The following is a 15,596-nucleotide window of genomic DNA, read 5'->3' as shown; positions in this document are numbered from 1 at the left end:
CCGGATGGGTAGTGTTAAAGACCTGACAGTTATCAAAAAACCGGAAGAAAACAGAACCGGGATCGGAAGGTTTCTCTTTTCAGACCGGTATTCCGTTTTCGACTATGGAGAGATGTCAGATCACATAGAGAACAAGGGTAAAGCTCTCTGTCTCATATCTGCCTATTTCTTCGAGATTCTTGAGAATGACGGCATTTCAACCCACTACATCGGTCTTGTTGAAGGCGGAAAGGTAAAGAGGCTCAACGAGCTGGACGATGCAGTTAATGAAATGGAGGTAAGGCTGGTCAGAGTGGTGGAGCCGGAAAAAACTGGATCGGGATACGATTACAGCATTTTCAAAAATCTGAATGGTAATTACCTCATACCTCTCGAAGTGATTTACAGGAATTCCCTGCCTGAAGGCAGCAGCGTTTTCAGGAGGCTGGAGAAAGGAGAAATCAGTCCCGAGGACCTCGGGCTGACGGAAATACCAGGTCCAGGTTCAAGGCTTGAAAAACCGGTTATCGATTTTTCCACCAAGCTTGAGGACACGGACAGATATCTCAGAAGAAAGGAGGCCTTGAAGATTTCGGGATTGAGCGAAGAGGAGTTTGAAGAGCTTGTAGAGCTTGCTGAAAAAATTGACAGGATCATAACCGAAGAGGTTGGGAAGGCAGGCATAGAAAACCTGGACGGCAAGGTTGAGTTTGCACTGGACGAGAACAGAAAAATAATGCTGGTCGATGCTGTCGGCACACCGGACGAGTGCAGATTCAGTTTCGATGGTATTGAGATGAGCAAGGAGATCCTAAGAAAATACTACAGAAAAACGGAATGGTACAGACTTGTCGAAAAGTTCAAGGGAGAGGAGAACTGGAGAGTCCTCGCAGGAAGACCTCCCAAACTTCCAGAAGACCTGAAAAATGCTGTTTCGGAGATGTACATGTCAGCCTGCAACGAAATAACAGGAATGAGGTTTTTCGACTCGCCCAGTCTGAAAGACGTGATGAAAAGAATTTCCGAGTTTATGGAGGTGTACGATGGTTAAAGCTTATCTCGCCCTTGAAGATGGGACGGTGGTTGAGGGAAAGGCATTCGGTGCTGAGAAAGATGCTGAAGGAGAGCTTGTGTTCAATACAGCCATGACGGGTTATGTTGAGGCTCTGACAGACCCGAGCTACAAGGGTCAGATTCTCATGATGACCTATCCGCTCATAGGCAATTACGGAGTTTGCAGAGAGGATTTCGAAAGCGACGGAGTGAAGGTGGAAGGATTCGTTGTAAAGGAGCTTTGCAGGCATCCGAGCAACTGGAGAAGTGAGATGAGTGTTGATGAGCTCCTGAAAGAATATGGAGTCCCCGGAATAGAGGGTGTTGACACGAGAATGTTGACCAAAAAAACGAGAATTCATGGAGCAATGAAAGCAGTTATAGCCGTTGGAGATGACATTGATAGAGAGAAACTCGTTGAAAGGGCGAAAAACCAGCCCTCAATAACAGAGCTTGACCTCGTGGATAAGGTCTGCGTCAGAGAGCCGAAAAGATTTGAGGCAGAAGAGCAGAAGTTTGAAGTTGCATTAATAGATCACGGAATAAAGAACAGCATTGTAAGGCAGCTTCTGCTCAGGGGTGTGAGCGTTACCCTGTTCCCGTACAGCTATCCAGCTGAAAAAATACTTGAATACGACTTTGACGGAATATTCATCTCCAATGGTCCTGGAGACCCTGCCAGAATCTCGGAAAGTGTCGAGACCATAAAGAAGCTGGCAGGGAAGCTCCCGCTTGCAGGCATCTGCCTGGGACACCAGCTCATTGCGAGAGCGTTCAAAGCCAGGACTTTCAAGCTCAAATTTGGACATCACGGTGCAAACCAGCCTGTAAAGGATTTTGAAACAGGCAGAGTGTTCATATCGAGCCAGAACCATGGATTTGCCGTTGACGAAAAAACCCTGCCGGAAGGTTTTGAGGTTACCCAGATCAACCTGAACGATATGACTGTAGAGGGGATGAGGCATAAAGAGATACCGCTTATAAGCGTCCAGTATCATCCGGAGGCGGGACCAGGACCGCATGACACGTACTTCTTCTTCGACGAGTTTGTGAAAATGCTCAGGAGCTATTAGGGTGATGCGATGCCGAAAAGAGAAGATATCAGGAAAATTCTGGTCATTGGTAGCGGGCCGATAGTAATCGGTCAGGCTGCAGAATTCGATTACTCGGGGAGTCAGGCGTGCAAGGCCCTGAGAGAAGAGGGTTATGAGGTCGTGCTTGTCAACTCAAACCCTGCGACGATTATGACAGACCCCGACATGGCGGACAGAACCTACATTGAGCCGCTCACACCGGATGTCTTTGAAAAGATAATTGAAAGAGAAAGGCCCGACGCACTATTACCTACGCTTGGCGGTCAGACGGGATTGAATCTTGCTGTTCAGCTTTACGAGGAGGGAATTCTCGGACGGTATGGTGTCCAGCTGATAGGTGCAAATATAGACGCAATAAAAAAGGCGGAAGACAGGGACCTCTTCAGAAAGGCCATGGAAAACATAGGACTTGACGTCCCGAGAAGCGAAATTGCGGAAAGTGTTGATGAAGCTCTTGAAATTGCGGAGGGACTTGGATACCCTGTTGTTGTCAGACCTGCATTCACTCTTGGAGGAACGGGAGGAGGAATTGCCTACAACAGGGACGAGCTGAAGGAGATAGCAGAGAGAGGAATAGAGCTTTCAATGATAAACCAGGTGCTGATAGAGGAGAGCGTTATCGGCTGGAAGGAGTTCGAGCTTGAGGTGATGAGAGATAAAGCAGACAACGTCGTCATCATTTGCTCGATCGAGAACTTCGACCCCATGGGAGTGCATACTGGGGACAGCATAACGGTCGCTCCCGCCCAAACCCTGACGGATCAGGAATACCAGGCTCTGAGAGATTACGCAATAAAGATAATTAGAGAAATAGGAGTCGAGACGGGAGGAAGCAACATTCAGTTTGCAGTACACCCGGAAAACGGGAGAATTCTGGCAATAGAGATGAACCCGAGAGTCAGCAGAAGCTCTGCTCTCGCTTCTAAGGCAACGGGATTCCCCATAGCAAAGATTGCTGCAAAGCTCGCTGTGGGCTACACGCTCGATGAAATTCCCAACGACATAACGAAGGAAACCCCTGCAAGCTTCGAGCCCACGATAGATTATGTCGTTGTGAAAATCCCCAGGTTTGCGTTTGACAAATTCCCGACTGCGGACAAAACCCTCGGAACCCAGATGAAAAGCGTTGGCGAAGTAATGGCGATAGGGAGGACGTTTGAGGAGGCACTTCAGAAAGCAATCAGAAGCCTCGAAATCGGGCGGTTTGGGCTTGGATCCGATGGCAAGGACAGGAAACCATCAAAGGACAAAATAATTCAGAAGCTCATCACTCCAAACCATCAGAGAGTATTTTACATAAAATACGCTCTCGAAAACGGTTTTTCCGTTGAAGAAATTGCAGAAATTACCAGAATCGATCCCTGGTTTATCGAGAAAATTGAGAACATAATTAGAGTCGAAAAGGAGCTGAAAGAACTTGCAAAAAGATGTTCCATAGACGATCTTGACCCTGAGGTTCTCAAGAAGGCCAAACAGTACGGTTTCAGTGATGTTCAGCTTGCACGCATATTCAACACAACCGAAAAGGAAGTCCGAAAAGCCAGGAAGAAAAAAGGCCTGATTTCCACCTTTAAAATGGTGGACACCTGCGCAGCAGAGTTCGAAGCAAAGACACCCTATTACTATTCAACATACGAGTTCGAGAACGATGCTGCTCCAACGGAGAGAAAGAAGGTCATGATTCTGGGCAGTGGTCCAAACAGGATCGGTCAGGGTATTGAATTCGACTACTGCTGTGTTCATGCAGTGTTGAGTGCAAAGGAGGAGGGTTTCGAAACAATCATGGTCAACAACAATCCGGAAACCGTCTCAACAGACTACGACACCTCTGACAGGCTTTACTTCGAACCCATAACGCATGAAGATGTCATGGACATATACGAGAACGAAAGACCAGAGGGTGTATTCGTCCAGTTTGGTGGCCAGACACCGCTCAACATAGCGAGGCAGCTTGAAGAGAGTGGTGCAAGGATTCTTGGCACGTCGGTGGACTCCATAGACCTTGCAGAAGACAGGGAAAAGTTCGCAGAGATATGCACGAGGCTCGGAATACCCCAGCCAGAAAACGGTATAGCATACAGCATCGAAGAGGCAAAGAGAATAGCGGGACAGATCGGATACCCCGTGCTTGTAAGACCCAGCTACGTGCTTGGAGGAAGGGCGATGGAAATAATCTACGACGAGGAAACGCTTGAAAGATACATTGAAGAGGCTATTGAGGTCAGCCCTGAAAAACCAATCCTCATCGACAAGTTCTTGGAAGATGCGATTGAGATAGAGGTTGACGCCCTCTGCGATGGCGAGGACGTTTTCATTGGAGGAATAATGGAGCATATTGAGGAAGCTGGAGTCCACAGCGGTGATTCAGCCTGTGTACTGCCACCCCAGAGTGTTTCGAAACACATAATCGATACGGTGATAGACTACACGAGGAAACTCGCCCTCGAACTGGGAGTTGTCGGGCTGTTAAACATTCAGTATGCCGTCAAGGATGAGAAAGTTTACATCCTCGAAGCAAACCCGAGGGCAAGCAGAACTGTCCCATTCGTGAGCAAGGTTACAGGGATTCCACTCGCTAAAATAGCGGCAAAGCTCATGCTCGGGAAAAAGCTCAGAGACTTCAATCTGAAGGAAAGAATATTTCCAAAGCATGTGGCTGTCAAAGAGGTGGTTTTCCCGTTCATCAAACTTCCGGGCGTTGATCCCGTCCTCGGACCTGAAATGAAAAGCACCGGAGAGGTCATGGGCGTGGATTACGACTTCGGCGTTGCTTATTACAAAGCCCAGCTTGCCGCAGGAATGAGATTGCCGCTTGAAGGCACGGTCTTTGTAAGCCTGAGAAAGGAAGACAGGCCAAAAATCATTCAGGCGATCAAAAAGCTGGACGAAATGGGATTCAGAATACTCGCCACGGACGGGACCGCAGATTTTCTGAGAAAGAACGGAATCGATGCAGAGATTGTTCTAAAGGTAAGTCAGGGGAGGCCAAACATCATTGACAAGATAATCAACAGAGAAATTGATTTCATAATAAACACTCCCAGCGGAAAGAGGGGCAAGACGGAGGGGTTCATGATAAGAAGAACCGCAGTCGATCACGGCGTACCGTACATAACCACAGTAAGTGGAGCCATTGCTGCCGTAAAGGGCATGGAGGCAATGAGAAGAGCACAGATGACCATAAAGAGCATTCAGGAGTACCACGGTGAGTTCGAATGAAAGAGGAGGAGTTTCAGGAACTCCTGAAAAGGCTGGACGGGAAAAAAATTTCCAGAATATTTCTTTCAAAATTATCTGAAAACATAAACATCGACCATCTGAGACACCTGAGAGCAGGTAAACCAGAGGCGGTTCTCGCTGAGTTCAAATCAAAGGAGGAGGTCGTTGAAATCGCAAAAAATGCCGTTGAAGAGAAAAGACCAATCCTCTTCACCAGGCTGAGTGAAGAACAGATGGTTGAGCTGGAGAAGCTCGGTCTGAACATCAACAAAAAAGCAAGAACTGCAGGGTATCTGAAACTTCACGAAAATACGGGAAAGGTGGCCATTTTCTCTGCCGGGAGTTCGGATGCATGTGTTGCTGAGGAAGCAAAGGAAACTGCAGAATTCCTCGGTCTTGAGGTGCTGAAGTTCTACGATGTTGGCGTTGCAGGAATACACAGGCTGATCGAACCCCTCGAAATTCTGTCTGAAGAGGATGTGGACTCGATCATAGTTGTTGCCGGAATGGAGGGGGCTCTGCCATCGGTGATTGCCGGAGTGGTTGACTTACCCGTCATAGCCGTACCAACATCTGTGGGATACGGCACGAATCTGGGCGGGATCACAACGCTATTTTCCATGCTACAGAGCTGTTCCTCAGGTGTCGCTGTTGTAAACATCGACAACGGATTCGGGGCGGCGGTTTTTGCGTACCTCATTTCAAGAAGAATTAGAGGAAATCCCTGAAAATCTCCGCAGCAACTCTTGTAGACTTTTCGTCATAGATGACCAGAGCTACCTCTCTGAGATTCTTGGCTCTGCCAGAAAAAGTCTTCACAGCATCGATAAATGTTTCAACGACCATGTTCAGGGGGCAGCCGTAAATACCTGCACTCACCGCAGGGAAGGCGATACTTGAAAGCCCCATTTCATCAGCCTTTCTCAACGGCCCCTCAAACGCCAGGTAGAGTTTTTTCTCAAGGCTCTCGCCCCACTTTTCCCTGCAGATTGGTCCGACGGTGTGGATGACGTACTTTATCCCCCTCTCCTCGAGCCTCATAGCTGGAGTAACGACGACCTCACCGTGCTCTATGTAATCCCTGCCAACCTGCTCCCTCATCGCCTTTTTGCTGAGCTTCGTGTATTCAGCAGCATTTCCCGCACATGCCCTCGCGATTGCGTAAGCCACTCCACCTCCGTGCTCAAGGTATTTGTTTGCCGCATTGACAATGGCCTCGGCAGGATATGCCGTGATGTCTCCCTGGACGAGCTTTACAGCCATACCGCCGAAGTTCAGGACGACTTCAGGCTCCATGTTTTAAGTGCTGCAGTCACTCTATAAATCATTTCCAGCACATTACGTTTCCGTTATTCTGGAAAGCTTTATAAATTATCCAAGTATGTTCCCAAATTATGAGAAAATACCTATCAAAAATGATTAAGCTTAGAAAACAGGAGAAGCTCAACGCGGTGATAGCCGAGATCAAGGTCCACTCCCCCAAGCACGGAGACCTGCTGGGAGGCAGGAAAATCCAGGACATCCTGAGAACATACGAGAGGTGCGACGTTGCGGGAATATCCTACATAACTGAAAGGGATCACTTCAGAGGAGACTTCAGGACGTTCAGGGAGATCTGCAGGAACACGGACCTTCCTGTGCTCAGGAAGGACTTCGTAACGAGCGTTGATGAAGTGGAAAGGACAGCTGAGGCTGAAGGTTCCGCACTGCTGCTGATAGCAGGACTTCTCGGCGAGAGAACCGCGGAGCTCGTTGATGCATGCAACGACCACGGAATCGAGGCTCTCGTCGAAGTGCACTCTCCAGAAGACGTGGAACTTGCAAACGAGGTTAGCGCAAAACTCGTTGGGATAAACAACAGGGACATTTCGAAGCTCGAGCTCGACGACGGGAGCGTGGAGGTAACCGAGAGGCTCGCACCCCTGTTGAAATCGCCCGCCTTAAAGGTCAGCGAGAGCGGAATATTCACCCTCGACCACCTGAGCCGCGCTCTGAAACATGCGGATGCCGTTCTTGTTGGCACGGCCTTCATGGTGGCTGAAAACATGGAAGGGAAGGTCAGGCAGTTCGTGAGGGGTGTTGAGGATGCTTGAACACGTAATCTCACCCAAGAGGATGACGTTCGATGAAGCGTACGAGGTGTTCTCGCAACTTTTTGACGAAAATCCCTACAGAGTTGCAGGTTTTCTTTCAGCCCTCGAGGTGAGGGGTTATGAGGCGGAGGAGATTGCAGGGTTCGCAAGGGCGATGATTGACCGTGCCGTCTCTCTGAACCTGGGTGAGGTTACGGACATTGTTGGAACAGGTGGTGACGGAATGGCCACAGTAAACGTGAGCAGTGCCGCAGCAATCATCCTATCGCTGTTTACAAGGGTGGCAAAGCACGGTAACAGGTCTGTAACATCGAAAAGCGGTTCGGCAGACTTTCTCGAAAAAGCTGGAGTTAAAATAATGCTCGACCCGGGTGAAGCGAGGCAACTGCTCGAGAAAACAAACTTCACGTTCCTCTTCGCACCGCTCTACCACCCGTCCATGTCGAAAGTGATGCCCGTCAGGAAGAGCTTAGGAATAAGGACTGTTTTCAACATTCTGGGCCCCCTCGCAAATCCCGCAAGGCCAGAAAAGATTCTGCTCGGCGTGAGTGAGGAGGTGCTGGCGGAAAAGATCGCCGTGGCTCTGAACATCCTCGGCGTTGAGCGGGCAGCGGTCGTGCACGGCTATCCGATTGACGAGGTCAGTCCATCCGGAAGAACTCTCGTGTGGGAGGTTGACGGTGACAGGCTGGAGAGCTACACTGTAACTCCCGAGTACTTCGGCATGAAGAGGTGCAGGCTCATTCCATGCCTATCAGCTGAGGAGAGCGTGGAGAGAGTTAGAGCGGTTTTTTCGGGAAACGGTCTGGAGGAGGACAGGAAGTTCATCCTGCTGAACGCATCTCTCGCACTCTACATCTGTGGTTTTGACGACTTCATCGAGGCGAGAGAGGTGGCAGAGAGCACCCTCGATGGCAGTGCCATGAAAAAGCTGGAGGAAATAGCATGCGCGTCAGGCGGCTCGAACCGGTAGAGCCGGTCAAGCTCTACAGCGTCCTGAGGGAGGAAAGCTACCCGTTCATACTTGAGTCTGCCGACAGACACAGCAGGAGAGCCAGATACACCTACATCTCTGCAAATCCCGACTTTGTGGTTGAGACAGGCGAGAGGGGGACGAGGGTTGACGGAAAGCTCGTTTCAAAGGAGAAAAATCCTTTCAGGGCTCTCAAGAGTTTCAGCCTGAACTTTTCCGGAAAGCGCTTTTCCGGTGGGTTCGTTGGCTACATCCCGTACGACAGCGTCCTTCAGCACATCGGCAATGAGGTGGAAAGGAGCTCCGTCTTCGGGCATTACAGCTCGTTTTTCGTATTCGACCACCTGGAGAACGGGCTGTACTTCTTCGCTGATAGCGACGAGCAGATTGAGTGGGCTGAGAGCGTGGTGATGAGGGCAAGGCGAGTTGATCCCGAATTCGAGGATTGCACTTCCGAAATTGCGGGACAGGATTCGGGGATGGAGGAGTTCGTCGAGGACGTTCTGAGGGCAAAGGATCACGTTTTTGCAGGAGACGTTTTTCAGGTCGTTATCTCAAGGGAATACTTAGTGGACACAGACATGTCCCCATTTCAGGCCTACCTGAACATGAGAAGGCTGAACCCCAGCCCCTACATGTTCTGCCTCGAGTTCGACGTCGCGCTTGCGGGCTCATCCCCCGAGACCCTTGCGAGCGTTGAAGATGGGTACCTGAAGGTCAATCCCATAGCGGGCACTGCGAGACGGGGCAGAAATCAGGATGAAGATGCTGAAATTTCCAGGAAGCTCCTAAAAGACGAGAAGGAGAGGGCCGAGCACGTAATGCTTGTTGACCTGGCAAGAAACGACGTCAGAAAGGTGTGCAAAGCCGGCAGTGTCGAGGTTGTCAGGTTCATGGAGGTGCTGAAGTACAGCCACGTGATGCACATCGAAAGTGAGGTCAGGGGCAGGTTGAGAGATGAGTGCGACGTTTTCGACGCGATCTCCGCATGCTTTCCAGCCGGAACGCTCACAGGGGCGCCGAAGATCAGGGCGATCGAGATCATAGACGAGATAGAGCGCTCGAAGAGGGGAGTTTACGGTGGAGCGGTGGGCTACTTTTCCAGAGAGGCCGACTTTGCAATAGCCATCAGGATGGCGGAATTCGGAAAAAAGGTCAGGGTCAGGGCTGGAGCGGGAATAGTAGCAGACTCGAATCCGGAAAGGGAGTACCTCGAAACTGAGAGAAAGATGGAGGCGGTTTTAAGGGCCCTGAAGGTGGAAAGATGATTCTCGTCGTTGACAACCGCGATTCGTTCGTGTGGAACCTTGTCGAATACGTTTCGCTGTTCGACAGGGTGAAGGTCGTGGAGAATACCGTAGATGCAGGAGAGGTGAGAAGGCTCAATCCGGATGGCATAATCATCTCTCCCGGTCCCGGGCATCCCAGAAGCAAGGATGTGGGCAACAGCCCGGAAATCATTCTCAGGTCAGATGTGCCAGTTCTCGGAGTCTGTCTCGGACACCAGCTTATCGCCCACGTGTTTGGAGGCAGAGTGGAGAGGATAAACCCTGCCCACGGAAAGGCAAGTGTGGTGAGGCACGATGGAAAAGGGGTCTTCCGCAGGGTTTCTAACCCGCTGAAGGCAGGGAGGTACCACTCTCTCGCGGTAACAGGGGTTCCGGACGGATTCAGGGTTACTGCGACCTCAGATGGAGTGGTCATGGGCATCAGGAGCAGGGATGGACTGCTGGAGGGTGTTCAGTTCCACCCGGAGAGCGTGCTCACCCCGAAAAAGGAGGGTCTCAGGATAATAGAGAATTTCGTGGAGGTGTGCAGATGATCGTGAAGGTATGCGGCATAAGGAGCATCGAGGAGCTCGAGTTCGTTGAGAGGTACGCAGATTTTGCCGGAGTCGTTATGGACAGCAGCTCTAAAAGATTTGTAGATTATGGGGTGGCAAGAGAAATAATCGAGGTGGCATCAATCCCCGTCTTTGCTGTTCTCACATGCAGCAGCTTCGATGATGCCTGCAGAACCGCAGGGAAAATAAACGCAGAATGTCTGCAGATCCATTCCGGGATTTTTCCTGTGAGTGATTTTCTAATGCTGAAAGACCACGGATTCAGGCTTATTAAAGCGTTCAGGATACCAAAGCGTTCCAGGGACTTCAGAAGGGATGCCGAGAATACAGTCAGAAGAATCGAACAGTACAAGCCCGACTTCGCGCTCCTCGACACAGGGAGGGGCACCGGTGAGCTCCACGATCTCAGAGTGAGCAGGGAGGTGGCAAAGGTGGAAAGGGTGATCCTTGCTGGCGGCCTCAATCCCGGGAACGTCAGATCGGCGGTTGAATTCGTGAAGCCTATTGGTGTTGACGTTTCGGGTGGGGTTGAGAGAAACGGCAGGAAGGACGAATCCCTTGTCAGGAGGTTTGTGAAAAACGTCAAGGCGGGAATCTCAGAAAGGGTGATCAGATGAGATTTGGCGAGTTTGGAGGAAGGTTTGTCCCCGAGATGCTCATACCTCCGCTCGAGGAGCTGGAGGAGAAGTACGAGGAGCTTAAGGAAAGTGAGGAGTTCAGGAGAGAGCTTGATTACCTGCTGAGGAGCTACGCAGGAAGGCCCACCCCGCTTTACTATGCCAGGAATCTGAGCAAAAAAACTGGTGGGGCGAGGATATACCTGAAGAGGGAGGATCTGCTACACAGCGGAGCGCACAAGATAAACAACACTCTCGGCCAGGCTCTTCTCGCGAAACACATGGGGAAGAGCAGGCTCATAGCTGAGACGGGAGCGGGCCAGCATGGTGTTGCCACTGCGATGGCCGGAGCGAAGCTCGGACTGAAGGTGGACGTGTACATGGGAGCTGAGGACGTTGAGAGGCAGAGGCAGAACGTGTTCAGGATGAAGCTGCTTGGAGCGAACGTCATTCCTGTTAAAAGCGGAAGCAGAACCCTCAAGGATGCGATAAACGAGGCCCTGAGGGACTGGAGCAGGAGCTTTGAACATTCCCACTACCTCATTGGCTCTGTGGTAGGTCCCCACCCCTATCCCACAATCGTCAGGGACTTTCAGTCCGTTATCGGGAAAGAGATCAAAGCCCAGATCCTCGAAACCGAGGGCTGCCTGCCGAAGGCGATAATTGCGTGCGTCGGTGGAGGGAGCAACGCCATCGGTGCGTTTCACGAGTTCATCGAAGACAGAGAGGTGAGGCTGATAGGTGTTGAGGCTGGAGGAAAGAGCATCGAGAGCGGGGAGCATGCTGCAAGCCTCAGTGCAGGAGAGAAGGGTGTGCTGCATGGAATGCTATCCTACTTCCTTCAGGATGAGGATGGTCAGATTCTCGACACCCACAGCATTTCTGCCGGGCTTGATTATCCGGGAGTAGGGCCAGAGCATGCGTGGCTCATGGAAACAGGAAGGGCGGAGTACGTGACAGCATCAGACGGGGAAGCATTATCGGCCTTCATGGAGCTGTCAAGGACCGAAGGGATAATTCCAGCACTCGAATCTGCCCACGCTCTGGCATATGGGATGAAACTCGCGGAGCAGCTTGACAGGGACGATGCAATCGTGGTGAACCTCTCCGGCAGGGGGGACAAGGATATGGGCATAGTTATGGAGGTGCTGGAAAATGCTTGAAAAATCGCTCGTTACATTCATCACCGCAGGCGATCCCAGCCCGAAAAAAACCCTGGACTTCATGCTCGTTCTTGAGAGGTATTCCGACGTGATCGAGCTCGGGATTCCCTTCAGCGACCCGGTTGCCGATGGCAGTGTGATTCAGAAAGCCAGCATCAGAGCTTTGAAGAAAGGTTTCAGAGTAAGAGACGTCTTCGAGATCGTCAGGGGGTTCAGAGACCACTCTGAGAAGAAGGTTGTGCTGATGACGTACTACAACCCCGTATTCAGAATGGGTGTTGAGAAGTTCATCAGGCTTTCAGCTGAGGCTGGGGTTGATGGGATAATTGCAGTTGACCTGCCAGCAGACAGCAGCAGAGAATACGTGGAGCTCTGCACAAAACACGGAATCAGAACGATTTTCATAGCCTCACCCAACACAACGGACGAGAGGTTGAGGGTCATTGACGAGGCGAGCACGGGATTCGTTTACCTCACCTCTGATTACGGTACCACGGGAAAGAGAGAAAGAATCGGAGAGAGGGCGTTCGACCTCCTCAGCAGGGCAAAATCCATCTGCAGGAATCCTGTCGGCGTGGGATTTGGAGTTTCCAAAGAGGAGCATGTGAGAGCGCTGATTCAGGCTGGAGCTGATGGAGTGATTGTCGGCAGCGCGATAGTGGAGCTTATTGAGATGTACGGGGAGGATGCGGACAAGCACATTGAGGAAAGAGTCAGGGAGCTTGCGAAAGGGCTGACCGACGATCCTGGAAGCTAATGAAAGCCCATCGACACACAGGGTTTTTCAAACATTCACTGAGCCCATTTACACCCTATTTTGTGGAGGAGTTTCCGCGGCGGGAAACTCTGCCGAACATCCAGGAACCCAATGCACTCCAACGCTGTAGTGGAGCCATGAAGACACACCTCAAAAACAGCCCTCAGCACAGGGATGAAATGAGAAAAGCTTTTCTTTTTTCAGTGTAAAATCCTCCCGATGGGGAGGGTTTTCCTGATAGGCATCGCCGGAGACAGCGGTTCAGGCAAAACAACTTTTGCCGAGGGCATCAGGAAGATGTTTCCCGGAAGAGTTGCAGCGTTCAGCATGGACGACTACCACACCCTGTCCAGGAGGGAGAGGCTTGAGAGGGGAATAACGCCCCTCAATCCTGAAATGACTGACCTGGAGCTGTTCAGGGAGCACCTGCTGAATCTCAGGGATGGAAAAGCGATTGAGAAGCCGGTTTACGACCACTCTCTCGGCGAGAGGAGGTGCTGCGAGACCTTTAAGCCAGGGGAAATCGTGATCGCCGAGGGGCTGCACACCCTCTACGAAGGGCTCAACGAGATTTACGACTACAGGATATTCGTTGATCCTGCCAGAGAGATCAAGAGGATGTGGAAGCTGAAAAGGGATGTTGAGGAGAGAGGCTACAGGAGAGAGGACGTCATCAGGGAGATAATCCTGAGGGAGCCGGACTACAAGAGATTCGTGGACTTCCAGAAAATCTATGCCGACACAATCGTGAAGATCTACCCCAGCATGCTGAAGAGCTCGGAAAGGATAGCCTACCTGTCCTCCCAGGAGGAGATGTACCGGGTAAGGCTCGTCTTCACCAACCTTTCGGTGAACATGAAGCATGTCGGCCTGAAACTGGACCTCTCGAGGATGATCAAGGCCGGAGAAAGGGATTTCGCCATATCCTTCTTCTCGGACTACTACCACGGAAGAAGGGCGAGCTTCATAGACGTGGATGGCTTTCTGAGCGTGGAAATTTTCGAATCGCTCCTCGACGTTCTGAGGGACGAGACGGGAGAAAAGCTCAAGTGGGACGTTGGAGAGTATGCAAGCTCCACAGAGGTTGCGAAGCTGATGATATGCTGGAACCTGGTTGAGGTCATGAACTCTGAAAAATTATAGCCTGATTTTCGAAGCTATTCGCTCTCGCCACTTTCAAGCTCGACCAGTTCCTCGTCAATCTCCCGCATTACCCTCCCGCCAGCATCCTCGCCGATTATACCCTTTCGAATGAGTTCACCTACGGCACTTCTTCTTATTTCGAGAACCTCTCTCCAGACTTTTCTGTACTCCTCTTCCCGTATCTTCTCTCTGTCCACGACCACGGAAAGCTTTGCTTTCACACTTTCCGCCATTTTACCAAGTCTTTCGATGGTCTGCGCAGCAACTTCGTGGTCAATCTCTCCTCTGGTCGCCATCCTGGATACCTCTTCCATCGCCTTTCTGATGCTGTACAGCCTCGCCCTCAGCTCCTCGTATTCGGCCCTGCTCTCGTCTTTCCTGAAAACTCTCCTCGCATAGATGTCAAGACTCAATCCCTGAATCACCAGTGAGAATATGACCACCCCAAAAACCATCGAGACGATCTCTTCCCTCATGGGCCCTTCGTAGCTCAGCGCGAGTGCGACCGGTATGGTGCCGTGCAGCCCTCCCCAGAACACTATGTTCTGCCACGGGAGGTTCATCCGGAATGCCGTCAAAGTTGGATAGACAACAAACGCTCTCCCGGCAAGAACGGCAAGTATAGCAAGTCCGACCAGCCAGAGGTTGTCTGCGAGCCTGTAAACCGGAGTGTCGAGGCCTATGAGTATGAAGACGAGGGAATTGACTATGAACACTATTGCGCTCCAGAAGTTGACCAGTGTTATTCTCGTTGTCGGAGACATTGAAAACTCGGTGCCGTAATTACCTGCAATGAGGCCTGCAGAAACAACCGCTATCACCCCGGAAACTCCGAGGCTCTCGGCTACCAGGAACGTTCCAAAGGCAAGGATTACCGTGAGTGTAACCTCTATCAGGGCATCGTCAATGTGCCTCAAAAGCCTGTGGGCAGAGTACCCCAGCAGAAAACCTATGATAGCACCACCCACGCACACAAAGAAAAACTCAATCACACCCTGGGATAGCGTCGATGTGCCTTCCAGCATACCGAACAGTATCGAATATATTACCACGGCCGTGCCGTCGTTTATTATGCTCTCTCCTTCCATTATTGTCGTCAGCTTTCTGGGCGCTCCGAGCTTCTTGAATGTGGCAAGGACTGAAACCGGGTCTGTTGGAGATGCCATTGCGGCAAATATCAAGGCCAAAAGCAGAGGAAGTCCCGCAAGACTCACAATATACCCCGTGACCAGTATAGAGACAACAAGTCCGAGGGTTGCGAGGGAGAGGATGGGTTTAAGGTTCCTCCTCAGCTCTCCGATGTCCATCGCAAGTGCCCCTTCAAACAGCAGGGGAGGAAGAATGAGAGTGAAAACCAACTCTTCTGTGAGCTGAATTGGTGGAAATAGACCCGAAAGCCCCACCGCAATGCCCACAAGAACGAGGGCTATAGTGTAGGGTACGCGGATATACTTTACCGCGGTGGCAATCAGTATTGCAATCAGCAGCAGCGATAGAAGTTCGACCAGAATGTCCATGCAGACATTTCGTGTTGGGTGAAAATAAATGAAACGGTTGATATCATTCTACACATCAGGGCAGTGGGGAGCGTTAAACCGTCCCCTTTCCGCAAAAGGCGGAGAATTTTTTATCGCCTATCAGTGTGGCTCAAACTGGCACATA

The 15,596-nt window shown here is 50.9% G+C and carries 14 protein-coding genes; 12 read left to right on the top strand and 2 right to left on the bottom strand.

Translation table 11 applies throughout. The features are described 5' to 3' along the window. The first annotated feature begins 4 nt into the window (after positions 1-4). From purC to larB, 4 genes are read left to right on the top strand one after another with little or no spacing between them, the layout of a single operon-like run. Positions 5-1,030 carry a phosphoribosylaminoimidazolesuccinocarboxamide synthase gene (gene purC, locus GACE_RS02775; RefSeq protein WP_048090986.1) on the top strand — a complete coding sequence of 342 codons (1,026 nt, stop codon included), beginning with the start codon at positions 5-7 and terminating at the stop codon, positions 1,028-1,030. Next, the gene (gene carA, locus GACE_RS02770) at positions 1,023-2,105 is read left to right on the top strand and encodes a glutamine-hydrolyzing carbamoyl-phosphate synthase small subunit (RefSeq protein ID WP_048090983.1); all 1,083 of its coding nucleotides are present in this window, start codon (positions 1,023-1,025) and stop codon (positions 2,103-2,105) included. Before purC ends, carA begins: the two co-directional genes overlap by 8 nt. A 9-nt stretch (positions 2,106-2,114) precedes the next feature. Continuing rightward, on the top strand, positions 2,115-5,345 hold the full coding sequence (gene carB, locus GACE_RS02765) for a carbamoyl-phosphate synthase large subunit (protein WP_048090981.1): 3,231 nt from the start codon (positions 2,115-2,117) through the stop codon (positions 5,343-5,345). Then, a complete protein-coding gene (gene larB, locus GACE_RS02760; protein WP_048090979.1) occupies positions 5,342-6,073 on the top strand; it encodes a nickel pincer cofactor biosynthesis protein LarB in 732 nt (243 codons plus the stop codon). The genes carB and larB overlap by 4 nt, the downstream gene beginning before the upstream one ends. Here the strand turns inward: larB and GACE_RS02755 are convergent. Further along, positions 6,057-6,641, bottom strand: a complete 585-nt coding sequence (locus GACE_RS02755; RefSeq protein WP_048090977.1) for a [protein ADP-ribosylglutamate] hydrolase — start codon at positions 6,639-6,641, stop codon at positions 6,057-6,059. The genes larB and GACE_RS02755 overlap by 17 nt on opposite strands. Before the next feature lie 98 nt (positions 6,642-6,739). Between GACE_RS02755 and trpC the strand changes: the two genes are divergently transcribed. The 8 genes from trpC (at position 6,740) to GACE_RS02715 (ending at position 13,934) form a co-directional block, all read left to right on the top strand. Continuing rightward, positions 6,740-7,438 (top strand): indole-3-glycerol phosphate synthase TrpC, encoded by a 699-nt coding sequence (gene trpC, locus GACE_RS02750; RefSeq protein ID WP_048090976.1) that lies wholly within the window; start codon positions 6,740-6,742, stop codon positions 7,436-7,438. Beyond that, positions 7,431-8,411, top strand: a complete 981-nt coding sequence (trpD, locus tag GACE_RS02745; RefSeq protein WP_048090975.1) for an anthranilate phosphoribosyltransferase — start codon at positions 7,431-7,433, stop codon at positions 8,409-8,411. The genes trpC and trpD overlap by 8 nt, the downstream gene beginning before the upstream one ends. Then, positions 8,384-9,679 (top strand): anthranilate synthase component I, encoded by a 1,296-nt coding sequence (locus GACE_RS02740; protein WP_048090974.1) that lies wholly within the window; start codon positions 8,384-8,386, stop codon positions 9,677-9,679. Before trpD ends, GACE_RS02740 begins: the two co-directional genes overlap by 28 nt. After that, positions 9,676-10,233 (top strand): aminodeoxychorismate/anthranilate synthase component II, encoded by a 558-nt coding sequence (locus GACE_RS02735; protein ID WP_048090973.1) that lies wholly within the window; start codon positions 9,676-9,678, stop codon positions 10,231-10,233. The genes GACE_RS02740 and GACE_RS02735 overlap by 4 nt, the downstream gene beginning before the upstream one ends. Beyond that, a complete protein-coding gene (locus tag GACE_RS02730) occupies positions 10,230-10,871 on the top strand; it encodes a phosphoribosylanthranilate isomerase (protein ID WP_048090971.1) in 642 nt (213 codons plus the stop codon). Before GACE_RS02735 ends, GACE_RS02730 begins: the two co-directional genes overlap by 4 nt. Next, positions 10,868-12,034, top strand: coding sequence for a tryptophan synthase subunit beta (gene trpB / locus GACE_RS02725; protein ID WP_048090969.1), 1,167 nt, complete (start codon positions 10,868-10,870; stop codon positions 12,032-12,034). Before GACE_RS02730 ends, trpB begins: the two co-directional genes overlap by 4 nt. Further along, on the top strand, positions 12,027-12,791 hold the full coding sequence (trpA, locus tag GACE_RS02720) for a tryptophan synthase subunit alpha (protein ID WP_048090968.1): 765 nt from the start codon (positions 12,027-12,029) through the stop codon (positions 12,789-12,791). The genes trpB and trpA overlap by 8 nt, the downstream gene beginning before the upstream one ends. Before the next feature lie 219 nt (positions 12,792-13,010). After that, positions 13,011-13,934, top strand: coding sequence for a phosphoribulokinase (locus GACE_RS02715; protein ID WP_048090966.1), 924 nt, complete (start codon positions 13,011-13,013; stop codon positions 13,932-13,934). Positions 13,935-13,948: 14 nt separating this feature from the next. Here GACE_RS02715 and GACE_RS02710 read toward each other — a convergent pair whose 3' ends face one another. Further along, complete coding sequence (locus GACE_RS02710) at positions 13,949-15,451, bottom strand: Na+/H+ antiporter (RefSeq protein ID WP_048090964.1); 1,503 nt, start codon at positions 15,449-15,451, stop codon at positions 13,949-13,951. Positions 15,452-15,596 lie beyond the last annotated feature (145 nt).

It is taken from the genome of Geoglobus acetivorans, assembly GCF_000789255.1.
Taxonomy (GTDB): Archaea; Halobacteriota; Archaeoglobi; order Archaeoglobales; family Archaeoglobaceae; genus Geoglobus; species Geoglobus acetivorans_B.
This window is presented reverse-complemented; position numbering and strand designations above follow the sequence as displayed.